The sequence below is a fragment of the Streptomyces inusitatus genome (assembly GCF_014651115.1).
Lineage (GTDB): Bacteria > Actinomycetota > Actinomycetes > Streptomycetales > Streptomycetaceae > Streptomyces > Streptomyces amakusaensis.
Genome location: NZ_BMWG01000007.1, coordinates 64441 through 87580 on the forward strand (window position 1 = coordinate 64441; position 23140 = coordinate 87580).

The 23140-nt window shown below is 74.7% G+C and carries 22 protein-coding genes; 8 read left to right on the plus strand and 14 right to left on the minus strand.

Annotated features, from left to right (window positions below; translation table 11 throughout):
- Window positions 1-17: 17 nt before the first annotated feature.
- Both IE247_RS14195 and IE247_RS14200 read right to left on the minus strand, forming a co-directional pair.
- On the minus strand, window positions 18-1082 hold the full coding sequence (locus IE247_RS14195) for an adenosine deaminase (protein ID WP_190123444.1): 1065 nt from the start codon (window positions 1080-1082) through the stop codon (window positions 18-20).
- Between the two features lie 57 nt (window positions 1083-1139).
- Entirely contained in the window at window positions 1140-1886 is a 747-nt protein-coding gene (locus tag IE247_RS14200) for a GntR family transcriptional regulator (RefSeq protein WP_229869109.1), read from the minus strand.
- A gap of 168 nt (window positions 1887-2054) precedes the next feature.
- Here IE247_RS14200 and IE247_RS14205 point away from each other — a divergent pair, with 168 nt between their 5' ends.
- The 3 genes from IE247_RS14205 (at window position 2055) to IE247_RS14215 (ending at window position 5061) form a co-directional block, all read left to right on the plus strand.
- Window positions 2055-2297: a LapA family protein gene (locus IE247_RS14205; RefSeq protein ID WP_190123446.1), complete on the plus strand. Its 243-nt coding sequence runs from the start codon at window positions 2055-2057 to the stop codon at window positions 2295-2297.
- A 71-nt stretch (window positions 2298-2368) separates the two neighbouring features.
- Complete coding sequence (locus tag IE247_RS14210) at window positions 2369-2986, plus strand: GNAT family N-acetyltransferase (protein ID WP_190123447.1); 618 nt, start codon at window positions 2369-2371, stop codon at window positions 2984-2986.
- A 101-nt stretch (window positions 2987-3087) separates the two neighbouring features.
- Entirely contained in the window at window positions 3088-5061 is a 1974-nt protein-coding gene (locus tag IE247_RS14215) for a DUF5107 domain-containing protein (RefSeq protein ID WP_190123448.1), read from the plus strand.
- 4 nt (window positions 5062-5065) lie between these two features.
- On the opposite strand, the gene IE247_RS14220 is transcribed toward IE247_RS14215, so the two are convergent.
- The 3 genes from IE247_RS14220 to IE247_RS14230 all read right to left on the minus strand — a co-directional run bounded on the left by IE247_RS14220 (window position 5066) and on the right by IE247_RS14230 (window position 8006).
- Entirely contained in the window at window positions 5066-5428 is a 363-nt protein-coding gene (locus IE247_RS14220) for a VOC family protein (RefSeq protein ID WP_190123449.1), read from the minus strand.
- Between the two features lie 53 nt (window positions 5429-5481).
- Entirely contained in the window at window positions 5482-6291 is an 810-nt protein-coding gene (locus tag IE247_RS14225) for a methyltransferase domain-containing protein (RefSeq protein WP_190123450.1), read from the minus strand.
- Window positions 6292-6389: 98 nt separating this feature from the next.
- On the minus strand, window positions 6390-8006 hold the full coding sequence (locus IE247_RS14230) for a bifunctional phosphatase PAP2/diacylglycerol kinase family protein (protein WP_190123451.1): 1617 nt from the start codon (window positions 8004-8006) through the stop codon (window positions 6390-6392).
- 276 nt (window positions 8007-8282) lie between these two features.
- Here IE247_RS14230 and IE247_RS14235 point away from each other — a divergent pair, with 276 nt between their 5' ends.
- Both IE247_RS14235 and IE247_RS14240 read left to right on the plus strand, forming a co-directional pair.
- On the plus strand, window positions 8283-9503 hold the full coding sequence (locus IE247_RS14235; protein ID WP_190123452.1) for a sulfite oxidase: 1221 nt from the start codon (window positions 8283-8285) through the stop codon (window positions 9501-9503).
- An 87-nt stretch (window positions 9504-9590) separates the two neighbouring features.
- Window positions 9591-10874, plus strand: a complete 1284-nt coding sequence (locus IE247_RS14240) for an aminotransferase class I/II-fold pyridoxal phosphate-dependent enzyme (protein WP_190123453.1) — start codon at window positions 9591-9593, stop codon at window positions 10872-10874.
- A gap of 65 nt (window positions 10875-10939) precedes the next feature.
- On the opposite strand, the gene IE247_RS14245 is transcribed toward IE247_RS14240, so the two are convergent.
- Both IE247_RS14245 and IE247_RS14250 read right to left on the minus strand, forming a co-directional pair.
- Window positions 10940-11575, minus strand: coding sequence for a DedA family protein (locus tag IE247_RS14245; protein ID WP_229869110.1), 636 nt, complete (start codon window positions 11573-11575; stop codon window positions 10940-10942).
- Between the two features lie 29 nt (window positions 11576-11604).
- On the minus strand, window positions 11605-12375 hold the full coding sequence (locus tag IE247_RS14250; protein WP_190123455.1) for an MBL fold metallo-hydrolase: 771 nt from the start codon (window positions 12373-12375) through the stop codon (window positions 11605-11607).
- 363 nt (window positions 12376-12738) lie between these two features.
- Between IE247_RS14250 and IE247_RS14255 the strand changes: the two genes are divergently transcribed.
- The 3 genes from IE247_RS14255 (at window position 12739) to IE247_RS14265 (ending at window position 16053) form a co-directional block, all read left to right on the plus strand.
- Window positions 12739-13143, plus strand: a complete 405-nt coding sequence (locus IE247_RS14255; RefSeq protein WP_190123456.1) for a recombinase family protein — start codon at window positions 12739-12741, stop codon at window positions 13141-13143.
- Window positions 13144-13338: 195 nt separating this feature from the next.
- Complete coding sequence (locus tag IE247_RS14260) at window positions 13339-15465, plus strand: alkaline phosphatase family protein (RefSeq protein WP_190123457.1); 2127 nt, start codon at window positions 13339-13341, stop codon at window positions 15463-15465.
- Window positions 15466-15624: 159 nt separating this feature from the next.
- The gene (locus IE247_RS14265; protein ID WP_190123458.1) at window positions 15625-16053 is read left to right on the plus strand and encodes a hypothetical protein; all 429 of its coding nucleotides are present in this window, start codon (window positions 15625-15627) and stop codon (window positions 16051-16053) included.
- Here the strand turns inward: IE247_RS14265 and IE247_RS14270 are convergent.
- The 7 genes from IE247_RS14270 to IE247_RS14300 all read right to left on the minus strand — a co-directional run bounded on the left by IE247_RS14270 (window position 16050) and on the right by IE247_RS14300 (window position 22892).
- Window positions 16050-16856, minus strand: a complete 807-nt coding sequence (locus IE247_RS14270; RefSeq protein ID WP_190123459.1) for a helix-turn-helix domain-containing protein — start codon at window positions 16854-16856, stop codon at window positions 16050-16052. The two genes, IE247_RS14265 and IE247_RS14270, sit on opposite strands and share 4 nt — an antisense overlap.
- Before the next feature lie 64 nt (window positions 16857-16920).
- The gene (locus tag IE247_RS14275) at window positions 16921-17349 is read right to left on the minus strand and encodes an SsgA family sporulation/cell division regulator (protein WP_229869111.1); all 429 of its coding nucleotides are present in this window, start codon (window positions 17347-17349) and stop codon (window positions 16921-16923) included.
- A 98-nt stretch (window positions 17350-17447) separates the two neighbouring features.
- Entirely contained in the window at window positions 17448-18878 is a 1431-nt protein-coding gene (locus IE247_RS14280; protein WP_190123460.1) for an FAD-dependent monooxygenase, read from the minus strand.
- Window positions 18875-20116, minus strand: a complete 1242-nt coding sequence (locus IE247_RS14285; protein ID WP_190123461.1) for an MAB_1171c family putative transporter — start codon at window positions 20114-20116, stop codon at window positions 18875-18877. Before IE247_RS14285 ends, IE247_RS14280 begins: the two co-directional genes overlap by 4 nt.
- Window positions 20117-20122: 6 nt before the next feature.
- Window positions 20123-20719: a hypothetical protein gene (locus tag IE247_RS14290; protein WP_308433230.1), complete on the minus strand. Its 597-nt coding sequence runs from the start codon at window positions 20717-20719 to the stop codon at window positions 20123-20125.
- A 433-nt stretch (window positions 20720-21152) separates the two neighbouring features.
- Window positions 21153-22313 carry an MAB_1171c family putative transporter gene (locus tag IE247_RS14295; protein ID WP_229869112.1) on the minus strand — a complete coding sequence of 387 codons (1161 nt, stop codon included), beginning with the start codon at window positions 22311-22313 and terminating at the stop codon, window positions 21153-21155.
- A 27-nt stretch (window positions 22314-22340) separates the two neighbouring features.
- Window positions 22341-22892: a toxin-antitoxin system, toxin component gene (locus IE247_RS14300; RefSeq protein ID WP_229869113.1), complete on the minus strand. Its 552-nt coding sequence runs from the start codon at window positions 22890-22892 to the stop codon at window positions 22341-22343.
- Window positions 22893-23140: the final 248 nt, after the last annotated feature.

A 23140-nucleotide genomic window follows, 5' to 3' on the forward strand; every position in this document is an offset into this window, starting at 1 on the left:
GCCCCCCCCTTTTTTTGCTAGCGCAGGGCCGCGTACCCCGGGCGGACGACCTCGTCGATCAGCCGGCGGCGCTCCGGCAGGGGCAGGAACGCGGACTCGACCGCCGCGACCGTCAGCTCCTCGAAGACCTCGGGGCCGTAGCCGAAGGCCTCCGCCATGTGCCCGAACTCCTGGCTCATGGTGGTGCCCGACACCAGCCGGTTGTCCGTGTTGAGGGTGACCCGGAAGCCCAGTCGGCGCAGCAGGTCGATCGGGTGCGTGGCGTAGTCCTTCGCCGCGCCCGTCTGGAGGTTGGAGGTCGGGCAGACCTCCAGGGCGATCCGGTTGTCGCGGACGTACTCCGCCAGCCGGCCGAGGGTCGCCGTGCCGTCGTCGTGGACGGTGATGTCGTCGGTGATCCGCACCCCGTGCCCGATCCGCTCCGCGCCGCAGATCTGCACGGCCTCGTGGATGGACTCCGCGCCGACGGCCTCGCCCGCGTGGATGGTGAAGTGGCAGTTGTGCCGCTTGAGGTGCTGGAAGGCGGGCAGATGACGGGCGGGCGGGTTGCCGATCTCGCCGCCCGCGATGTCGAAGCCCGCCACCCCGCGGTCGCGGTGGGCGACGGTGAGCCCGGCTATCTCCAGGGAGCGGTCGGTGTGGCGCATCCCGGTGAGCAGGGCGCGGACGGTGATCTTCTGGCCGCTGCGGCGCTCGCCCTCACGGAATCCGGCGTTCACCGCCTCGACGACCTCGTCCAGGGTCAGCCCGCGCTCCAGGTGCTGCTCGGGGGCGTACCGGATCTCGGCGTAGACGACGCCGTCGGCCGCCAGGTCCTCCGCGCACTCCGCCGCGATCCGCTCCAGCGCCTCGCGGGTCTGCATGACCGCGCAGGTGTGGGCGAAGGTCTCCAGATAGCGCTCCAGCGAGCCGGAGTCCGCGGCGTCCCGGAACCAGACCGCGAGCGCGGCGGGGTCCTCGGTGGGCAGCAGGCCGTAGCCGTACTCCCGGGCCAGTTCGATGATCGTTGCGGGGCGCAGTCCGCCGTCGAGGTGGTCGTGGAGTACGACCTTGGGCGCGCGGAGGATGTCAGACAAGTGCATGCCCCGGGAGTGTACGGCACCGGAGCGGCCGGTGCTGTACACGTCAGGCCGTACGCGTCAGTTCGACTGGAGCACCGGCAGGGCGGGCGCGCCGGTCGGCAGCATGTGCTTGGCGGCCAGCACGGGGGACTCCCCGACCCGCACCACCTGGGTGACCAGCACGGCGGGGGTGTCCGGCGCCCGGCCCAGCTGCTCGCCGCGCCGCGCCCCCAGCAGGGTCGCGCTCACCGCGCTGTGCCCGCTCAGCGCGATCCCCCGGGAGGCTGGAGCCAGCACCGCGAGCATCGAACCGCCCGGCGCGGTCGGCGCGCGCAGCGCCTCGGCGAAGGCCGGGTGCGCCCGCTCCAGCACCTCCTCGGGGGCCGCCCACTCCTGGCTGAGCACCCCCGCCGAACCGTCCCCGGTCAGCACGGACTCCCAGAACCGCAGCTCCGAACCGGCCGGTGCGAGCAGATGCTGGGCGCTGAAGTCGGTCGGCTCCTCCAGGGTGCGCAGCAGCGGGCGCACCCGCAGCGGAGCGCCCCCGGCCAGCAGCTCCTCCAGCGGTCGCAGCAGCTCGTAGCCGCGCCTGGGCGGGCTGGCGTTGACGGTGCGGCCCACCCCCCGGCGCACCGAGAGCAGCCCGTCCTCCTGGAGCAGCAGCAACGCCTCGCGCAGCGCGGGCCGGCCCACGCCCAGCTCGGCCGCGAGCCGGGGCTCCGAGGGCAGGGTCGAGCCCGGCGGGTAGACGCCCTCGTGGATGGCGTCCGCGATCCGTCCGTACAGGGCTACGACGGGTCTGCGCTGCGGCCGGCCGGCTGTCACTGGTTCCTCCTCGGCTCGCTGCTCCGGACCGCCGTACGGTCGGCCCAAACCAGCGCTCAGCTTGTCAGACAAGGTTTGGTCGGTGCGGACCCTACCCCGGGTTCTGGCGCTCACCCGTACGGCCCGCTCGCCCCGCCGTCCGGCCGGGCCGGGGCCCATTCTGGTGCCATGAGCGCCAAACAAGCACCGAGGACCGGGAAGAGCCGGGCGGCGGAGTGGTTCACACCGTCGAGGATCGCGGTCACCGTGCTCGCGGTCCTGGCCGTCGTCTTCATCTTCGAGAACACCCGCGAGGTCAAGATCCGGCTGCTGATCCCCGAGGTCACCATGCCGCTCTATCTGGCGCTGCTCGCCATGTTCGTCATCGGCGCGCTCTGCGGCGCGTACTTCTTCCGCCGCCGCGACCGCTGACGCCCCGCCGCCCGCCGCGCCCGTCGGCGAACCCCGCCGCACCCGGGGCGGCCCCCCGCTAACCTGGCCGGATGCCCGAGCCCGTCCCGCCCCGTCCCGCCGCAGGCGCGCCCCCCGTCGCCGCAGGCCCCCGCGTCACGCTCCGGCCGTTCACCGCCGACGACGGCGAGGAGTTCACGGCGGCGGCCCGCGCCGCCACCGCGCACCACCGCCCCTGGCTCCACCCCCCGCTCACGGCCGCCGAGTACGCCCCCTACGCCGCCCGGCTCACCGAGGACCCGGCCCGGGCCGGCTTCCTGATCCATGAGCGCGCCTCCGGCCGCCTCGCCGGATTCATCAACATCAACAACATCGTGGCGGGCTCCTTCCGCTGCGGAGCCCTCGGCTACGGCGCGTTCGCCCACGCCGCAGGACGAGGACTGATGAGCGAGGCGCTCGCCCTGATCCTCCAACACGCCTTCGGCCCGATGGGACTGCACCGGCTGGAGGCCAACATCCAGCCGGGGAACACCGCATCGATCGCCCTGGTGCGCCGGGCCGGCTTCCGGCTCGAAGGCTTCTCGCCCGACTTCCTCCACATCGACGGGGCCTGGCGCGACCACGAACGCTGGGCGATCACCGCCGAGCCGCAACAGGCCCCCGGCCCCGGGCCCGGCTCCGGCTCCGGCGAGGACTTTGCCGAAGTCTGACCCCCGGAAACCCTGTTCGGCACGGCGTCGACCCTGTTCCATGGTCACCGGGTCGCCCAACAGCGGTCGGCGGCCCTTCTCCAGAGTGAAGCGAGGTTGCCTTGGCCACGACCGTGCGGCGTACCGTACTGACCCTGCCCGCCGCCCCGGTGGGGCCCGCGAACCCGCTGCCCCCGCTCCGCAGGCTCGCCGACCCGCACTCCGTCGACGAGCGCACCAGGCGGGAGCTGCCGCGCGAGATGGTCCGGCAGATCGACTACGAGCCGCTGCGCACCCTGCTGCCCGTGCGGATCCTCGACGGCTACGGACGCGACCGCACCCCCACCGCCATCGACGCCCTGGTCATCGAGAACGACCAACTGCGCGCCACCGTCCTGCCGGGCTTCGGCGGCCGCGTCCACTCCCTGCACCACAAGACCACGGGCCGGGAACTCCTCTACCGCAACCCCGTCCTCCAGCCCGCCGACTTCGCCCTCAACGGCGCCTGGTACTCCGGCGGCATCGAGTGGAACATCGGCGCGACCGGCCACGGGGCGCTCTCCGTCGCCCCCCTCCACGCGGCCGTCGTCCCCGCCCCCGACGGCGGCGAGATGATCCGCCTCTGGGAGTGGGAGCGACTGCGCGACCTGCCGTTCCAGATAGACCTCTGGCTCCCCGCCGACTCGGCCTTCCTCCATGTCGGCGTACGCGTCCGCAACCCGCACGAGCGCGCCGTACCGCTCTACTGGTGGTCCAACACCGCAGTCGAGGAACACCCCTCCACCCGGATCCTCGCCCCCGCCGACGAGGCCTGGCACTTCGGCTACGAACGCACCCTGCGCCGCGTGCCCGTGCCGGACTACCGGGGCGAGGACCGCACCTACCCGCTGCGCTCCGAGCACCCCGCCGACTACTTCTACGAGGTGCCCGCCCCGGCCCGCAAATGGATCGCCGCGCTCGGCGGCGACGGACACGGCCTCGTCCAGACCTCGACCGACACACTGCGCGGGCGCAAGCTCTTCCTCTGGGGCTCCGGGCGCGCGGGCCGCCGCTGGCAGCGCTGGCTGACCGAACCGGACACCGTCGGATACGCGGAGATACAGGCGGGCCTCGCCCGCACCCAGCTGGAGCGGGTGCGTCTGGAGGAGGGCGCGGAGCTGAGCTGGCTGGAGTGCTACGGGCCGCTGGCCGGCGAGGCGGGCACCGTGCACGGCGCCAACTGGGCCGCCGCCGTCGCCGAGGTCGAGTCCAGACTCGCCGCCGCACTGCCGAGGGAGGCCGTCGAGGCCGCCTACCGCGACTGGCTCCCGCACGCGGACAGCGAGCCGGTGCGCACCCTCGCCGTCGGCTCCGGCTGGGGGGCGCTCGAAGTGCTGCGCTCCGGGGCCAAGCTCCCCGGCACCCCCTTCGTCGAATCCACCCTCGGCGAGGAACAGGCCCCCTGGCGCGAGCTGCTGACCACCGGGGCCGTCCCCGAGCCTCGCAGGGTCGCCCCGCCCGGCCCCTCGCTCGTCTCCCCGCACTGGCGCGACATGCTGGAGACCGCCCCCGCCGACCCGCTGACCGAGTACCACCTCGGGGTCGCCCAGTGGCACGCGGGCGACCTCGCCCAGGCCGTCCGCAGCTGGGAACGCGGCCTCGCGCTCGCCCCCTCGCGCTGGCCGCTGCTGCGCTGCCTCGCCGTCGCCGACGAGGAGAGCGGGCACGAACAGCGCGCCGCCGACCGCTATCTGGAAGCCTTCGAGGACCTCCTCCAGGAGCGCCGCGACGACGGCGAGACCTGGACCGCCGCGACCGCCTCCCTCGGCCGCGAGGCCATCGAGAGCCTGCTGCACGCCGGCCGCGCCGCCGACGCCCGCTCCGTCTGGGCCCGGCTCCGCCCCCCGGTCCAGCGACGCGGCCGGTTCCGGCTGCTCCACGCCCGGCTGCTGCTCGCCGAGGGCCTCCGGGAAGAGGCCCGCGCCGTCTTCGACGCGGGCTTCGAGGTGGCCGACCTCCACGAGGGCGCGGAGATCCTGGGCGAGGTCTGGGCGGCGGTCTCGGACGATCCGCTGCCCGAGCGGTACGACTACCGGATGCGGCCCGAGACCCCGTAGACGCTCAGGAGGCTGGCGCGGTCACCTTGCGGTCGACGTACTCGAAGACCGAGCCGTCCGGGTGGACCGCGATCAGATTGCGGCCCGCCGGGGTCGGCACCGGGCCCGCGACGATCCGCGCGCCGACCTCGGCGAGTGTGGCGTGGGCCTGGTCCACGTCCTTCACCGCGATCGTCGCCGTCACCTTGCGCAGGATGTCCAGCTCCGCCGCCGGCCCGCTCATCAGCAGAAAGCAGCCGACCGCCGCGACCGACACCCCGCCGCGCTCGAAGCGCTGCGGGGTGGCTCCGGTGAGTCGTTCATAGACCGCCGCGGCCGCGTCCAGATCGTCGACGCAGATGCGCAGCGTGGTTCCGAGGATCTCCATGGGACGACCCTAATTCGGTTCCCGCCCAGGTGGGGCGTTTTCGCGCGGGGCGGTCAGGCGCGGCAGAGGAGTTCGCCGTGCGGGACCAGGAACCAGGCGTCCGGATCGCCGCCCCACTCCCGCCAGCCCGCGGCGATCTCCGCCAGTTGCTCGGCGGTGGCGTGGCCGCCGTCGACGGCGAGGTCCGCGTACCCCGAGGCGGTCGTGCGGTCCGCCCACAGCCCGCTCCACCAGGCGCGCTCGTCCTCGGTCGCGTAGCACCAGGCGGAGCCGGTGGCGGTGATGTCGGTGAAGCCGGCGGACCGGGCCCAGGAGAGCAGTCTGCGCCCGGCGTCGGGCTCCCCGCCCGAGGCGCGGGCCACCCGGTGGTAGAGCCGGTTCCATGTCTCCAGCGCGGGGGACTCGGGGAACCAGGTGAACCCGCCGTAGTCGGAGTCCCGTACCGCGACGAGGCCGCCGGGGCGGCACACCCGGCGCATCTCGCGCAGCGCGTGGACGGGGTCGCCGAGGTGCTGGAGCACCTGATGGGCGTGGACCACGTCGAAGGAGTCGTCGGGGAAGTCCAGTCCATTGACGTCCGCGACGGCGAACTCGGTGTTGGCCAGCCCCCGCCCGGCCGCCTCGGCCCTGGCCCGCTCGACGATGCCGGGCTCCCGGTCGACCCCGGTGACCCGGCCCTCGGGGACCAGCGCGGCGAGATCGGCGGTGATGGTGCCGGGGCCGCAGCCGATGTCCAGGACCAGGGCCCCGGGCGTCAGCTCGCCGAGGAGGTACGCGGCGGAGTTGGCGGCGGTCCGCCAGGTGTGGGAGCGGAGTACGGACTCATGGTGGCCATGGGTGTAGACGGCGGACTCAGAGGGCACGGCGGGGCCTTCCTTTCGCTGTGGCGACTGCCTCCATGATCCCGTAGATTCACATGGTGAGATGAAGTGTCTTGAATGGCGGACGGTCTGGGAGGGGTTCAGAGCAGCGTCTGCGGACGGTAGACCGTCAGCGCCCCCACCGCCTTGTCCACCGTCAGCGCGGCCGGCGCGTCGACCACCTCGCCGTCGTACGCCATCGGCGTACCGGGCTCCAGACCGGTGATCCGCACCCGGTGCAGCTGCTCCGCCGCGTGCACCGGCGAACGGCTCAACGGGCCCGCGAGCGCCGCCGCCAGCAGCCGCAGCCCCGGCCACCGGCCGCCGTGGACCACCCGTACGTCCAGCAGCCCGTCCGCCAGATCCTGGCGGTGACCCGGTGTCGGCCCCACCCGCTGGTAGATCCCGTTCCCCGCGAACAGCAGCCACATCGGGCGGCGGCGGCCCTGGACGGAAGCCTCCAGCGGCCGTCCGTGGCGCAGCACCTTCGCCGCCGCGATCACCCCGGCGGGCCAGCCGCCGACGCGCGGGGACCACCGCTCGCGGATGTTCACCAGCTCCGGGTAGACGCCCAGGCTGAAGGTGTTGAGGAAGTACCCCGGACCCCCGCCGTCCCCGCCGTCCCCGCTGTCCCCGCCGTCCCCGCTGTCCCCGCCGTCCTCGCTGTCCCCGCCGTTCTCGCCGTCGGAACCGTTCCGGGGCGGCCCCGGGGTGAACCGCCCCAGGTCCACCCGTACCGCGTCACCGCTCTCCAGCGCCCGGCAGGTGTCCTGGAAGGTCTCGATCCCCAGGTCGTACGCGAAGTGGTTGAACGTCCCGCCGGGGAACACCGCCAGCGGCAGCCCCCGCGCCACGGCGACGGCCGCCGCGCCGTTGATCGTGCCGTCCCCGCCGATGATCCCCAGCGCCCGGCCGCGCTCCGCCGCCTTCGCCAGCGCGGGGCCCAGCTCACCGGGGCCGCACTCCACGATCTCGGCCAGCGGCAGCGCCTCGCGCACCCGCTCCGCCGAGTCCGCCGACCCCGCGTCCTGGTTGACCACGATCACCAGCCCCTCGCCGCGCGGCAGCGCAGGCGCGTCACCCTGGGCCCGGCCCGGCGGCGGCAGCTGGGACCTGGTCGGCACCAGCCCCCGTACCGCGAACGCCGCACCCACCCCCAGCGCCGCGCCCACCAGCACATCGCTCGGATAGTGCGCCCCCGTGTACACCCGGGAGAACGCGACCGACGCCGCGACCGGGGCGACGACCGCGCCCCAGCCCTTCGACTCCAGGGCCACCCCGGTCGCGAACGCCGCCGCCGACGCGGCGTGCCCCGAGGGGAAGGAGGTGGTGAACGGCTGCCGCTTCAGCTGCCGTATCACCGGAACCGCGTCGATCAGCGGACGCGCCCTGCGCACCGACCGCTTCCCCACCGTGTTGATCACGGCCGAGGCCAGCGCCAGCGACGCCATTCCGCGCACCGCCGCCCGCCGCGACCGCTTCCCGCCGCCCAGCGCCGCGATCCCGGCCGCCGCGCCCAGCCAGAGCACCCCGTGGTCGGCGGCATGACTCAGCCGGGGCAGCACCGGCTCGGCCGCCGGCCACTCCCGTTCCGCCACGGCGTGGAAGACCTTCCGGTCCCACCGGCCGAGCGGGCCCGGGGTCTTCGGCCGCCGCCAACCGCCGGTGCTCCTGCCGGGCTGTGCCTTTTTGTGCGGCTGTGCATTTTTGTACGACATGGGTCGCGAGTACCCCGTAACCGCCGCCGCCACGCGGACCGGCGCCCACCGACCGGGCGGGCCGCGCGTTCCGGCGACCCGCCGACGGATCCCCGGGACAGGCCCTAAGCTCCCGCCCATGACCGTCGTCCCGGGCAACAGCGCTTCCACGGCAGCCCCTTGGGGCCGCCCGCTCTCCTCCCGCTCCTGTCCCCGGTGACACCGGCGGGCCGCCACCCGCCCTCCCGTACGGCACTGTGATCCGCACCCTCCCCGCCCCTCGCCCAGGAGGCCTCCTTGCCCTCTTCACCCGACCGCCGTGAACTGCTCAAGCTGCTCGCCGCGACACCGCTGGCCGCCGGGGCCCTGGCCGCGACCGCGACCGCGCACGCCACCGCAGCCCCGATCCGTACCGCGACCGCCCCGGCCGCTGCCGCAGGGATCGTCAAGCCCGTCCCGCCCGAGCTGTTCACCCTGCGCGGCACCAACGCCGAGACCGTCTTCTCCGCCCTGCGCGACACCGGCCGGCTCACCCCCGCCGACCGCTTCTTCGTCCGGAACCACACCTCCACACCCAGACTCAGCGAGCGCGACTGGAAGCTCACGGTGTGGGGGAGCGGACTGACCGGCCGCCGCAGGTCGGTCGAGTTCGACTACGCCACGCTGCGCTCGCTGCCCGCCGTCACCCGCACCGCCGTGATCGAGTGCGCCGGAAACGGCCGCAGCCTCTTCACCACCCAGCAGGGCGAGAGCGTCAGCGGCACCTCCTGGACGCTCGGCGCGATCGGCGCGGCGCGCTGGCGCGGCGTACGGCTGAGAGACGTGCTGCACCGGGCCGGGCTCTCCTCGTCCGCCGTCGACGTCATGCCCAGCGGACTCGACGACGAATTCGTCACCGGAGGCGTCAACCTCGGCCGGGTGCGCCGCCCGCTGCCCGTCGCCAAGGCTCTCGACGATGTGATCCTCGCGTACGAGATGAACGGCGAGCCCCTCCCGTACGACCACGGCTACCCGGTCCGGGTGGTCGTCCCGTCCTGGATCGGCATAGCGTCCGTCAAATGGCTCGGCGACATCGAGGTCAGCGACACCCCGCTCGCCTCACCGTGGAACACGCAGTTCTACCGTCTCTTCGGAGCCGCCCACCCGCCCGGCGGCAGCGCGCCCCTCACCCGGCAGACGATCAAGAGCGCCTGGGAACTGCCCTTCGGCGCGACCCTGGCGGCGGGCGAGACCCACACCCTCACCGGCCGCGCCTGGTCGGCCGCCGCCCCCCTGGAGACCGTGGAGATCAGCACCGACGGCGGGCGGAGCTGGCGGCGGGCGCGGGTGCTCGACCGCCCGCGCCGGGGCGGCTGGGTCCGCTGGCGCGCCGACTGGCTGCCGGACCGCACCGGGCCCGCCGAACTCCTCGCCCGCGCCACCGACCGGGCCGGGAACCGCCAGCCGGAGCGGACCGTCCACAACACCCAGGGGTATCTCTTCGACGCCGTCGTGCGTCACCCCGTCACCGTCGTCTGACGCGCCCGTCGGCCCCGCCGTTTGTATAAAGGGCTCGTGGGCACCCGCCCACGACACCGACCGACCGACGGACGGCGAGGCCACGGCATGGCGCGCACGCCCCCCGAGCGCACGCCCCCCGGGCGGACACCTCACGGGCGGACACCTCACGAAGGGCACGGCCCCGTCCGCTACGGCCCGCCCGCGCCCGAACCGGGGCTGCCCGTGCCGGACGGCCTCGCCGAGGTGCTCGCCGCCGCGTCCCGGCGCTTCGCCGGGGAGCCGCCCGGCGGCGGGCCAGCCCTGCGCGAGGCGGCGGCGGGCTACTGGCGGCGGCGCGGCCTCGCCGCCGGACCGGACGGCGTCGTCGCCGCGCCCGGACCGCAGCCGCTGCTCTTCGCCCTGCTCGGCGCGTACGGCGGTGCGGGCGCGCACGGCCGGGGCGATGTGCTGCTGCCCCGGCCCAGCCCCGCCTGGTGGACACCGCAGGCCCGGCTGCTCGGCCGGCCCGCCTACCGGGTCCCGACCCCCGCCGAGTGCGGGGGAGTGCCCGACCCGTACGCCCTCCTGGAGACCGTCCGCCGGGTGCGCGCCGAGGGCGGCGCGCCCGCCCTGCTGCTGCTCTCCGTCGCCGACGACCCCACCGCCACCGTCCCGCCGCCCGAGATCCTCCGCGAGGCGTGCGAGGCCGCCGTCGGCGAGGGGCTGCACATCATCAGCGACGAGACCTGGCGCGACACCCTCCACCGGCCCGGCGGGACCACACTGATCAGCCCCGCCGAGATGTGCCCCGACGACGTCACCGTCATCGCCGACCTCGCCGGGGCGCTGCTGCCCTCGGCCTGGCCCGCCGCCGTCGCCCGCTTCCCGCCGACCGCCGCGGGGGCCGCCCTGCGCGCCGGGACCCTCGACCTGCTCACCGCGCTCGGCGCGAACGTCGCCGAACCCGTCGCGGCCGCCGCCGCCCACGCGCTCGCCGAACCCGCGCCCGTCACCGCCCACCGCGAACGCGCGGTCGCCCTCCACGCACGGGTCGGGGCCGCCGCCCACCGCGCCGTCCTCGCCTCCGGCGCGCTCGCCCGCCCTCCCGCGGCCGGCCGCCATCTCTACGCGGACCTCGGCCCGCTCCGCCGGGGCCTCGCCGCCCGGGGCGTCGGCGACTCCATGGAGCTGGAGGAGTATCTGACCGGCCGTCTCGGGACCCCCGTCCCCGGCGGACACCGCTTCGGCGACGAACTCGGCGCGCTCCGGGTACGGCTCTCCACCGCCCCCCTCCTCGGCGCGACCGCCGAACTGCGCGCCGAGGCCCTCGCCTCCCCGGACCCCCTCGCACTGCCCCAGGTCGCCGACGCCCTCACACTGCTGGCCACCGCCCTCGGTGAACTGCGGTGAGCTGCGGTGAACTGCGCTGACGCGGCCGAAGACCCCGCCGCCCGCCGCCCCCCGTACCGGGACCCTCAGGCGTGCTTGCCCGGCGGGTCCGGGCGCGGGCGGCGCAGTCTGCGCCACACCGGCGGCGTCGCACTGATCAGCACGGTCAGGGCCACCGCCACGGCCACGCCCTTCCACGCCTGGTCGAAGAGGGCGCCGCCCAGGATGCCGATGAGCTGATACGTCACCGCCCAGGCCAGACAGGCCGGCAGATCGCCCCGGACGAAGGTCCGCAGGGGCATCCGGGCCAGCAGACACGCCAGCATCACCGGGATCCGCCCCGCCGGGATCAGCCGGGAGAGCACCAGGACCGCGACCCCGTGCTCGGCCAGCTTCAGCTGGGCCTGCTCCAGCCGCTCCGGCGCGGCGTGACCGCGCAGCCGCTCCAGCCAGCGGGAGCCGTTCCTGGAGCGGACCCCGCGCCGCCCGAGCCAGTACAGCGTCACATCGCCGAGCAGCGCCGCCGACGAGGCGGTCAGGAAGATGAGGAGCAGCGCCAGGGGCGAGGCCTGGTGGAAGGCCACCACCGCCGCCGAACTGACCAGCGCCCCCGTGGGCACCACCGGCACCAGCGCCCCCAGGGCGACCAGCAGAAAGAGCGACGGATAGCCCACGGCCTGCTGGGTGGACTCCGGGGGCAGCGCCCCGAGAACCTCGGACACCCGCTCCCACCCCTGTGACGGCAGGGAGCTCACCGCGCCGCCTCCGGCCGGAACCGCTCCCCGTGGCCCAGTCGCCGCACCGCCACCAGCGGCGCGAGCCGGGCCGCGTGCCGGACGAACTCGTCGCCCGGCGCGTGGAACTCGTGCGGGCGCACCCCGTCGAGACCGATCGGCCAGTAGGTGCCGTAGTGCACCGGAACGGCCCAGTCGGGCCGGAGCGCGGCGAGCGCCTGCGCCGCGCGGCCCGCGTCCAGATGACCGTGGCCCAGATAGGGGCCCCAGCCGCCGACCGGCAGCAGCGCCACATCCACCTCGCCGACCTCCTCCGCCATCGCGTCGAAGAGCCCGGTGTCCCCGGCGAAGTAGGTACGCGCCTCCCCGGCGATCACATAGCCCAGCGCGGGCGAGCGGCGCGGCCCCACCGGCAGCCGCCGTCCGTCGTGCAGCGCGGGCACCACCCGTACCGTCAGCGGCCCCACCCGGAACTCGTCCCCCGGGGACACCTCGCTCACCCGCAGCCCCAGCCGGGTCAGCCCCGGCACCGCCCGCGCCGCGCCGCGCGGCACCACCAGCGGGGTGCCCGGAGCCAGCCGGGCCAGCGAGGGCAGATGCAGATGGTCCGAGTGCAGATGCGAGACCAGCACCGCGTCCGCGACCGCGGCCTCGGGCGGCGGCAGCTCCCCACGCCGTCTGCGCAGATGCGCCAGCCGCCGCGCGAACAGCGGATCGGTCAGCACCCGGGTCCCGGAGTCCTCGACCGTGCAGGTGGCATGACCCCACCAGGTGACCTCCACCGGCACGTGCCCTCCTTCTTCCGCCTTCTGCCCGAACCGCTCCCGTACGACCGCTCCCGTACGAGCCTAGGTCGTGTCTTCGAAGTCCCGTCTGCCTGTCGTGCCCTGGCACGCACTCCCCCTGGGCTTCGCCCGGGGGGACCCCCACGCCGCGTTGTCGTCAGTCGCCGACGGCCCCCTGGGCTTCGCCCGGGAGGTACCCCCACCGCGTGGGCTCCTTCCTCCGCCTTGCGATCGTACGCACCAGACCCCGCCAGACCCTCCCTACGGGAGGACGACGCTACTTCGAAGACACTCCCTAGGGCCTCTGCCCGGGGAGCCGATCGGGAGTAGGGTCTGCGGCGAACGACGAGAGCAGGGTGACCCACCATGAACGGCTTACGCGTGGCGACCATCGCCAGCCTGACCCCCCTCGAAGAGCTCGACCGGGAACCCTTCCTGGTCGACACCCGCCGACAGCAGGCGATGTGCGCGCGATGGGCGGCCGAGCGGGGGCACACCGTCACCAGGGAGCTGCTCTTCTACGGGCTGAGCCCCGGCCACCGCGGACTGTGGGCCGATGTCGACGACGGGCAGGTGGACCTCTTCCTCGTCCCCACGGAACGGGTGCTGGCCCGGGCGGTGGTCTCGGTCCCGGACTTCCTCGCGGAGTGCGAGCGGCGCGGCGTCCCGGTGGAGACCGCCGGACGGGAGGAGCCGGTGTACGACGCGGCCATGAAGGCGGACGTCCACCGCAGGCTCTCCATGCCGACGGCGGGCTACGACGGCTGCTGAGCCCCCCGCCCGTGGAGCCCCCAGTCCGTGGAGCCTCCCGCCCGTGGAGCCTCGCCGCCTGTGGAGCCCCCCGGGCCCCGCGCGCCCCCGCACCCGCCCCCGTGCTCCGGCCCAGCCGGCGGAACCTTGCCGTCCGGTCTGCTCGCGTCCGCCGCTGTGCCAGGCTGGACGCCTGATCCGGGATGAGGTGGCGGCGTGACCGAGGGGCGATGGCGCAGGGCGAGCGGCGCCCTGCTGCGGGTGGCCGTGGTGTGGGCGGTCTCCACCCTGACGATGCTGGCGCTCGCCGCCGCGCTCCCCGACTTCCGGCTCCAGTCCCCGGGCGGGGACAGCGTCACCCGCACCGCCCTGACCGCCGCCTGGGGCGCGGGAGCCTTCGGCCTGCTGACCGCGCTGGTGTGGCCGCTGGTGGTGCGCGCCCTGCTGCTCGTGCCCGCCCTCGTCCTCGGCCTGCTGGTCTTCTTCCTCAACGGCTCACTGCTGCTGATCGCCCTGCGGCTGATCCCCGACGGCCGGGGCGACGCGGCCCCCGAGACCGCGGTCGTCGTCGCCGCCGTGATGTCCGCCGTCGCCTCGGCCACCTCCACCGCCCTCGCCGTGCGCGACGACAACGCCTACCGCCGCCGGCTCTCCCGGCTCGCCACCCGCCGCCGTCGCCGCTCCGGCCAGGGCGAGGCCCCCGGCCCCTGCCCGCCCGGCCTGCTCTTCCTCCAGCTCGACGGCGTCGGCCACGAGGTACTCCTGCGCGCCGCCAAGGACGGCCTGATGCCCACCGTCGCCGACTGGCTCGCCGGCACCCACCGGCTCACCCCCTGGCGCACCGACTGGTCCAGCCAGACCGGCGCCAGCCAGCTCGGCATCCTCCACGGCTCCAACCACGACATCCCCGCCTTCCGCTGGTACGAGAAGGACCGCGGCCGGCTCATGGTCAGCAACCGCCCCGCCTCCGCCGTGGAACTCCAGCGCCGCGCCATCGCCCGCACCGGCGACGGCGGACTCCTCACCCACGACGGGGCCAGCCGGGGCAACCTCTTCAGCGGCGGGGCCGACCAGGTCGCCCTCGTCCTGTCCGTGTCCACCCGGCGCGACCGCGCCAACCGCTCACGGGCCGGATACTTCGCCTACTTCTCCGACCCCGCCAACGCGGTGCGCACCGCGCTCTCCTTCACCGCCGAAGTCGCCCGCGAGCTGCGCCAGTCCGTCCGCGCCCGGCTCCGCGGCGACCGGCCGCGCGTCTCCCGGGGCGGGCTCTACCCCTTCATCCGGGCCTTCGCCACCGTTGTCTCGCGCGATGTGGTGGTCGCCGCCGTCATCGGCGACATGCTGGCCGGACGTACCGCCGTCTACGCCGACCTCGTCGCCTACGACGAGGTCGCCCACCACTCGGGGCCGCACAGCGGGGACGCGGCACGGGTCCTCACCTCCCTGGACCGCTCGCTGGCACTGATCGCCAAGGCCTCCGAGCACGCGCCCCGCGACTACCGGATCGTGCTCCTCTCCGACCACGGGCAGAGCCCGGGGGAGACCTTCCAGGGCGCGTACGGGCTCAGCCTCAAAGACCTCGTACGCGCCGGCTGCGGACTGCCGGTGTCACGGCGCGCCGAGCGCTCCCGGTGCGGCGCGGAGGCCCGCGACGCCGCGGGGGACGCCCTGCGCCGCGCGCTGCACCGGCGGCTGGAGGAGGGCGAACCGCCGCCGGAGACCGGCCGGGGCACGGCCTTCGACCCGATCGTGCTCGCCTCCGGCAATCTCGGGCTGATCTCCTTCCCCGACGTCCCCGGACGGCTCAGCAGGGAGGAGATCGAGGCGCGCCACCCCGCACTCCTCGGCACCCTCGCCAACCACCCCGGCATCGGCTTCCTGCTGGTCCGCAGCGAGCGGTACGGCTCCGTGGTGCTCGGCGGCGGGACCGAGACGCCCCTCGCCGAGCTGGCCGACGGCCAAGGACCGCTCGCGGGCTTCGGCGAGGGCGCGGCCGACGCCGTACGCCGTACCGACTCCTTCCCCCATGTCGCCGACATCATGGTCAACTCGATGTACGACCCGGAGACCGGCCGGGTGCACGCCTTCGAGGAGCAGATCGGCTCCCACGGCGGCCTCGGCGGAGAGCAGTCGCGCCCCTTCCTGCTCTCACCCGCCGAGCTCTCCGCCCCCGTCGCCCCCGGCGCGGAACTCGTCGGCGCGGAGGCCGTCCACCGGGTGCTGCGGCACTGGCTCCACGAGTGCACGGGCCCCCAGATCCCCGTCGGCGACTCCGCGCCCGGCCCGGCCGCACCCCAGGACCAGGCCCAGGCCCAGGACGACGGCGTCGAGGCGATCTGAGGCCCGGAGCGGCCCGCCCGGCATTACCCGGCGGGTAATCGACCGGCCCCCGCACTCTCCAGCACTCTGGTCCCACCGGAACCCGGGCGGCGCACACCGTCCGGGCTCCGGCTCCCCGACCAGTACCTGTACCTGTACCTCCCTGGAGGCTGATCCGCCATGACCGCCACCCTGCTCACCGGCCTCGCCCGCACCACCGAGCCGCAGACCGCGCTGCGCCGCTTCCTGGCTCTCGACGCCGTCGTGACCGGGGGCAACGGGCTGATCTACCTGGCCGCCGCCGGGCCCGTCGGACGGCTCATCGGCGTCGGCCCCGTCTTCCTCACCGCGCTCGGCGCGGTCCTCACCGTGTACGGGGCGGCCGTCGGCCTCCTCGCCGCCCGCGAGCAGCCCGCCGCACTCGTGGTGAAGGCGGTCGTCGACATCAATCTGGTGTACGCCGTCCTCAGCGTCGCCGCACTGGCGCTCTGGCTCGACCCGACCACCGCGGGCGTCGTCTGGATCCCGCTCCAGGCGCTGATCGTCGCGGGCTTCGCGGTCCTCCAATTCCTGGCCCTGGCGGCCCGTGCCGCCAGGAACACTGCCTAGAACTCCAGGGACCGCAGATAGTCGACGGTCGCCGGATCGGCCGGGAGGAAGGTCTCGATGGCCAGCTCGGCGACCGTCACATCCATGGGCGTGTTGAACGTCGAGATGGACGACACGAAGGACAGCGTCCGTCCGTCGTGCTCCACCACCATGGGCAGCGCGAAATAGGGGTACGGGGTGAAGTCCGCCAGGTCCGCCCCGCCGGTGCTCTCCGCCAGGGGGTAGGCGATGACCTCCTGGTACAGCTCGCGCAGGGCCTCGGAGCGGGCCAGCGCGATCTGACGCTCCATCTGGTGCAGCAGATGGCCGCGCCACTCCCGGAGGTTGCGGATGCGCGAGGCCAGCCCCTCGGGGTGGAGCGTGATCCGCATCGCGTTCAGCGGCGGGGCCAGCAGATGGGCGGGCAGCCCCTCCATCAGCATCATGATGCCCCGGTTGGCCGCGATGACGTTGTACAGCCCGTCCACGACCAGCGCCGGATAGGGCTCGTACCCCGTCAGCAGCCGGTCCATCCCCTCCCGCAGCGCCGCCATCGACGGATCGTCGATGGCGGTCTCCGCGTACCGGGGCGCGTAACCCGCCGCGAGGAGCAGGGAGTTGCGCTCCCTGACGGGTACGTCGAGATGTTCGGCCAGCCGCAGGACCATGTCCTCGCTCGGACGGGAGCGGCCGGTCTCGACAAAGCTGATGTGGCGCGCCGACGAGTCGGCGCGCAGGGCCAGATCCAGCTGGCTCACCTGCCGGCGCTGCCGCCAGCCGCGCAGCAGGGGGCCGATACCGGTACCGGATGCAACAGTCGTCATGCCATGACCGTATTACGGCCCGCGATTATCACGGCGTGGCGATCCCCGGCCCCGGCCGCCGCGCTCACTCCTGTGTGTCCCGGGCCCCGGGCAGCAGGGCCGCCAGCGCCGCGTCGATGCCCAGCGCCCGCGATTCCAGGTCGGCGGGGACCGCCGTGTAGGAGTGGAGCAGGAAGTGCCGCAGCCTGCCGGTGGCGAACCGCAGCAGCGCCACCCCCTGCGGCGACCGCAGTTCGACCGTCGTACGGGTGCGTCCGCACGGCCGGATCCGTACATCGCCCCGGCCGGAGGGGGCGCGCAGCCCCGAGTCCAGCAGATCGCGGGCGAAGACCCAGGTGACGCTGGAGCCGTGGAGGGAGGCGGCGGCCGGGAAGGTCATCCGGACCGCGAGCGGGTCATCGGCGGTGTAGACCAGGCGGACCGTCATGGAGGCGATGGGCGGGGTGCCGTTGACGAGATGGGCCGGGATCGACTGCTCGACAGTGCGTAACACGAGTCGCTCCTCTGCTGCGGGTTCAACTCCTTGTACTCAAGACGTGCTTGAGGGCCGAGGCGCAGCACAGGAATCGCCATCAAGTATTGTGAGGTGCGTCACAGCGGGTCGGGTGTCCGGTCGGCCTCAGGAGCCTTGCCGCGCGCGGCGATCCGCCGCTCCCACGCGGTCAGCGGCGGCCCGGTGAGCGCCGCCCGGCCCGGGCCGCGCAGCGCCGCCACCACGAGATCCGGGTGCAGCCAGGACGACGGAGGCTCGGCCAGGGCGAGCACCCCGAGATGGGCCCGGGCGAGACGGGCCCGGCCCGTCGCCGCCCGCGACAGCCGGGCGACACCGAGGCCGGCCAGCGCGCTCCCCGGGTGCTGGAGGTCCTGGGCCGCCGCCAGACGCCAGGCCGTCGCCACCGGGCGGGCCAGCGCCCGCTGCGCCCGCCGGGCGAGTCCCGGCTCGTCCAGCCGGTGTCCGCGCAGGGTGCGGCGGAGCTCCACCAGGCTCCGCGCCGCCACGCTCAGGCCCTGTCCGAGGAGTGGGTGGTGGGCGGCCACCGAGTCGCCGACGGCGATGAAGCCGTCGGGCCGCCCGGCCGTCTTCTCGAATCGGCGGCGGTCGACGGTGATCCGGGTCAGCGCCACCTCGTCGGAGAGCGGGACCGCCCCGGAGATCAGCTCGCCGACCAGCGGATGGCGCACCGCCGAGCGGGCGAACGGCTCGAACTCCGCCGGGTCCGAGGACGGTTCGCCGCCCCGGGCGCCGGACAGGGTCACCATCCAGCGGTCGCCCTCGATCGGCACCAGCGTCGCCGTCCGGCCAGGCGCCGGGGCCGCCGGGTCGGCCTGGACGCTGACGACGGGGAAGCCCGCGCTGCCCGCCGGGGCCCGGTACAGCCGGGTCGCGCACACCAGGCCCGCGTCGACCCGGATCTCCTGGACCCGGCCCCGGCCGCCCAGTTCCGCGAGCCACCGCGGGGCCGGTGAGTCCCGCCCGGAGGCGTCCACGACGAGATCCGCCCCGAGGAGCAGCTCCCTGCCGTCGGCCCCGGTCGCCCGCACCCCGGTCACCCGGCGCGCCGTGCCTGTGAGTCCCAGTGCCGCGCAGCCCCGCAGCAGGGTGACGGCCGGACGGTCCAGCACCTCTTCGCGGACCACCCAGTCCAGCAGGTCACGGCTGCACGCGAGGGCGAAGTGGGTCTCGGGCCAGCGTCTGAGCCAGCCCTGCGCCGACAGCGTCACCAGCCCCGTCGGCAGCGGCACCCGGTGCGCGCCGGCCGCCCGCCAGCGCGCGGTGACGCCCGGCAGCAGCTCCTCACAGGCCCGGACGCCGCCCGACCGGAGCAGATGGGCGTGGCGCGCCTGGGGGAGCGCGGCGCGCGGCTCGGGGCCCGGCGGCAGTGTGTCGCGTTCGACGACGGTGATCTCGTCCGCGAGGCCGTCCAGGGCCGCCGCCGTGAGCATCCCGGCCCAGCCGCCGCCGATGACGACGGCGCGGCGGTGCGCGGTGACGAGGGAGCCGGCGGCACCGGGGCGCGTCATCGCGTACCGGCCTTCGCGTTCGGCGCGGACAGGGGACCGGGGGCCGCGCCGGGAGCGGTGCGGGCGGCCGGGTGCGGCCGTACGGCGGCGACGACCGGCGACTCCAGCGCCCGGGAGAGCCGTACCAGCCGGTCGCGCCCGGGTCCGAGCGCTGCCGTGAGCGCCCGCGCGCCCTCCTGCGCGTGTTCGTCGTCGGCGGGCGGGCGTCCGAGGTCACGGGCGGTCGCGGCGGCCACCACCATCGCCGCGACGCCCACCGTGTGCGCCCGTCGTCCCCGTGCGCCGCCGGTGAGGGCGGCGGCGTGGGCCCGCCGCCGCACCCGGTCGTCCAGATACGGCTGGAGCCTGAGCAGCTCGTCGTGGATCACTGTCTCCCGTACCGTCAGCCGCAGTCCGGCCGGGGCCCACCAGGGGATCCGGGGCAGTGGCGCGTGCGCTCCCGGCGTCGCGCGCAGACACCGCGACAGCGCGCCCAGCCGGGTGTAGGTCTGCCAGCTCCGCCGGAGCCCGGTGAACCGGGAGCCCAGCAGCGGCAGCAGAAAACCGGCGGCGATGACCAGCCCCGCGGCGGCGGCGACCGGCGGGGCCACCGAGGTGCTGAGCGCATCGCCGTCGCGGCCGGTCCACCGCAGCACCACGGCGGTCAGTTTGCAGAGGCCGAAGACGAGATTGAGCGCGAGACCGACGACCAGCACGATCAGACCGAGCCGCAGCCAGTGCGCCACCGCCCGTGCCCAGCGCAGACACATCATCGTGGTCACGGCGGCGGAGGCGATGTGCGCGACCAGATAGGTCACGATCATCTCCCGGATGAAGGGGGTGTTCGCGTAGTACGTGTCGAGGTCCCGCAGCCGCTCCACCGGGGCCTCGCCCAGCGCGAAGAGGACGGGCAGCGCGACGACGGCCGTTCCGTAGACGGTGATCCAGCGCCGGGAGTCGCGCCGGACCCGGTCGCCCGGCCCCCCGCGCCAGTTGACGATGAGCACCAGACAGGCGCAGCTGAAGGCACACATGACGCAGTAGACCAGCGGGGCCGAGACATTGGGGATTCCCGTGATCTCATTGACCGCGGCGACGGTGGGCGGCGCGGCGAGGAAGAAGCAGACCGCTCCGGTGAGGAGGAGGAAGAGGACCGAGCGCACCAGCGGGTCGCGGGGATCGCGCCGGAAGGCGGGCAGTTTGGCGGCGAAGGCGATTCCGAGGGCGATGGCCGGAATGTAGTAGTCGCTGTTGCGCATGGATGATCAGACCTGGCGGTGTCCGAGGGAGTCCTGGATGCGCTGGGCGACCGGGCTGCGCGGTGTCGTGGCGGGCCTTCGCTCCAGCCATCCGCGCAGCTGGGCCCCCAGCTCCAGACCAAAGGTCTCCGCCTCGGTCTCCTGGGCCTGCCGGAAGCCGGTGCGCGCGGCGAGCTGCCGCACGGCGCTCTTCAGCTCGTCCCCGGCCGGTCCGCAGGGTCCGCCGGGCTCCCCGGTCACCAGCCGCGCGGCGGCGGCCGGACCGGCGGGGCCGGAGCGCGCGGCGGCCGCGGCGCCCCCGCCGTGGTGCCCGGTGTGCCCGGCGACCATGTGCCAGACCTCGTGCCCGAAGATGATCAACTGGTGGACGGGGTGGGTGCTGGCCTGGACGCAGATCACGTCACGGTCCGTCATGTCGAGGTAGAGCCCGCTCGCGGTCCCCGGAGGGAAGTCGACGAACCGCAGGAGCACCGGCCGGCCCCGATGCTCGCCCAGCCGTGCGCACAGGGCGGCGAACACCTCGTCGGGACCGGCGGGGTCGGCCTGGTCAAGAGCCCGCGCGAGTTCATCACGGAGCTGGCGCATGGCGCTCCTGGTGCCCACTGCACTCTCCCCGGTCGGTCGGCGGCTCAGCCTGGCACCACACCGTACAGAGGGTTGGGTTCGCGGTCTCGGGCCCCTGGCGAGGTTGCGAGTTTTCCGGACAGGCTGAGGGCGTGTCAGCCATGCGCGGGTGCTCGGCGAGGGGGCCGGCGGGCCGGAGAGTGCGCCGGTTGGGACTGTAATGGGCATGTCGATCAGCTCCGGTGGCGCGACCCGGGCCCGGACCCGGCCCGTACGGCGCCTCACCTCACCTTTGGCGGGATTCTGACGGGTGCGCACTCCCGGGGGAACCGGACGGCCGGTCGGGACGTCGCACCCCGGTGCGCCCCGGCCCCGGCGGGCTCCCCGCCCGGGCCCCGGACCGGCCCGGCCGTCCCCCGGCGGTCCCCCGGCCGTCCCCGAACCGCCCTCCGACGAGCCCTTCCCGGCCGGGTCAGACGTCCGAGAGCGCCGCCCGTCTGCTCGCCTCGTGGACCAGGGGCGAACTGCGCAGCGCGAGCGACATCCGTACGAGATCGTCCGCGCGGGTGGACGGCTGGACGCATCTGCCGTCCCCGGCCAGGACCGTCCGCCCGGGGTCCGCCTCGTGCGCCAGCCCCGCCGCCGCGATCATCGCGGCGTCCGCCAGGATCTCGGCCTCCTCGGACGAGTGCCCCAGCGCCAGCGCACGGGCGTGGACCTCGTCGCGCACCGTCCCGTCGAAGTACGGGCGCAGACTGATGATCCCGTCGTGGATCGCCGCCTCCCGCCGGATCAGCCGCAGCTCCAGAGAGGCCCAGGGACCGATCGTCACCCCCGGCGCCCCGCCGCCCGCCGCCCCCGTCAGCCTGCTGGCCAGCGGGCCCAGCCTGCGATAGCGCACCGCCGTCCGCCAGCCGATGCCGAGCCGCTGGGTCACCAGCGGAAGCACGAACCCGCCGCCGATCAGCGGCGCGGCCAGCGCGGCCAGCGGCGGGGCCGCCTGGGTGCTCAGCCAGTCCCAGTCCCGCCCCGCCCAGCGGGCCGCGACCGCGACCAGCTTGGTGCCGTCGAACCCCAGATTGAGCAGATAGCCGATGAAGATCAGCACCAGACCGGCGCGCAGCTCACCGGTCACCCGCCGGGACCAGTGCCAGCACAGCGCCGCCGTCACCACCGCCGCCGCCGTGTGCGCCAGCAGATAGAGAACGATCATCTCGCGGATGAACGGGGTCCTCGCGTAATGGGTGTCGAAGTCGCGCAACCGCTCCTCGGGGGCCTCCCCGACCAGGAACAGCAGAATCAGCGCGATGATCACCGCGCCGTAGGAGACCACACAGATCCGCGAGGTGCGCCGGGTGCTCTCGGTGGTCCCGCCCCGCCAGATGATGATCAGTACGAGACAGGCCCCGCTGAAGGCCGTCAGCACGCTGTAGACCACGGGCGCGGCGACATTGGCCACGCCCGTGACCCGGTTGATCGCCGCGATGGTGGGCACCGCCGCGAGCAGAAACACCAACGACGCCATCAGCAGCAGCCCGCACACCGCCCCCAGCAGAATGTCCTGCCGATTGCGGCACAGCGCGGGCAGCTTCAGCAGAAACGCCCCGAAGAGCAGCCCCGCCGGAATGATCATGCCCAGCTCTCCCATGACCGGCCGCCCTCAGCGGGCCCGGCAGGGAAGCCGGCCCGCGAGCGCCCCCCGGCGCCCCAGCGAGGCCCCGATCCGGTCCGCCACCCCGTGCGGGGGAGCGCCGGCGAGGGCCGGATCCTCCTCCAGCAGCGGCCGCAGCTCGGTGCCGAGCAGCAGCCCGAACAGTTCGGCCGCGCGCTCCTCGGAGCCCGCGAAACCGGAGCGCGCCGCCGCGTCCTCGATGGCCTCACGCAGCGCCACGCCGTCCGGCACGGCCTCCGCCGGAACCAGGGCCCGGGCCGCCGCGGCCGCGCCGTCGGCGTGCCCGCCGCGGTGCCCCGCGTGCATGTGCCAGATCTCATGCCCCGCGATCACCAACTGGTGCTGCGGCGGCACCCGCTCCTCCACGACGATCAGATCGTGGTCGCCCCGGTCCGCCCAGAGCCCGCTCACCGTCTCCGGCGGGAAGTGGACGAAGACGATACGGACCTCACGCCGACGCAGCGCGCTCAGCACCCCGGCGAGCGCCGTGAAGACCAGAAAAGGCTCGGCGGGAACCCGGAGCCGAAGACTTCTCGCCAAATGCGCGCACAGCCGACGCATCTCCCTGCTTCTGCGGCACACAGCACCCCACCCCGTCCGACCGTCCCCGGCGCGAACCCGCCGGAGCCCGCACTTCCGCCATCACCCCCGGTGCGCGCGCACCCGGGCCGTCCCTTAAAGCCCCGTCCGCCCACCGTCCACCGTGCCCCGGCGGCCCGCGAGGAACCCACCCGGGCGGAGGCACCACTTCGAAGACCCTCCCCCTCGGGAAGTCCCCGCGCAACCGT

Bases quoted from the DNA above. Each gene is read 5' to 3' on its own strand.
- IE247_RS14195 (WP_190123444.1), bottom strand. From the start codon at position 1,082: ATGCACTTGTCTGACATCCTCCGCGCGCCCAAGGTCGTACTCCACGAC.
- IE247_RS14205 (WP_190123446.1), top strand. From the start codon at position 2,055: ATGAGCGCCAAACAAGCACCGAGGACCGGGAAGAGCCGGGCGGCGGAG.
- IE247_RS14210 (WP_190123447.1), top strand. From the start codon at position 2,369: ATGCCCGAGCCCGTCCCGCCCCGTCCCGCCGCAGGCGCGCCCCCCGTC.
- IE247_RS14220 (WP_190123449.1), bottom strand. From the start codon at position 5,428: ATGGAGATCCTCGGAACCACGCTGCGCATCTGCGTCGACGATCTGGAC.
- IE247_RS14230 (WP_190123451.1), bottom strand. From the start codon at position 8,006: ATGTCGTACAAAAATGCACAGCCGCACAAAAAGGCACAGCCCGGCAGG.
- IE247_RS14240 (WP_190123453.1), top strand. From the start codon at position 9,591: ATGGCGCGCACGCCCCCCGAGCGCACGCCCCCCGGGCGGACACCTCAC.
- IE247_RS14255 (WP_190123456.1), top strand. From the start codon at position 12,739: ATGAACGGCTTACGCGTGGCGACCATCGCCAGCCTGACCCCCCTCGAA.
- IE247_RS14265 (WP_190123458.1), top strand. From the start codon at position 15,625: ATGACCGCCACCCTGCTCACCGGCCTCGCCCGCACCACCGAGCCGCAG.
- IE247_RS14270 (WP_190123459.1), bottom strand. From the start codon at position 16,856: ATGACGACTGTTGCATCCGGTACCGGTATCGGCCCCCTGCTGCGCGGC.
- IE247_RS14280 (WP_190123460.1), bottom strand. From the start codon at position 18,878: ATGACGCGCCCCGGTGCCGCCGGCTCCCTCGTCACCGCGCACCGCCGC.
- IE247_RS14285 (WP_190123461.1), bottom strand. From the start codon at position 20,116: ATGCGCAACAGCGACTACTACATTCCGGCCATCGCCCTCGGAATCGCC.
- IE247_RS14295 (WP_229869112.1), bottom strand. From the start codon at position 22,313: ATGATCATTCCGGCGGGGCTGCTCTTCGGGGCGTTTCTGCTGAAGCTG.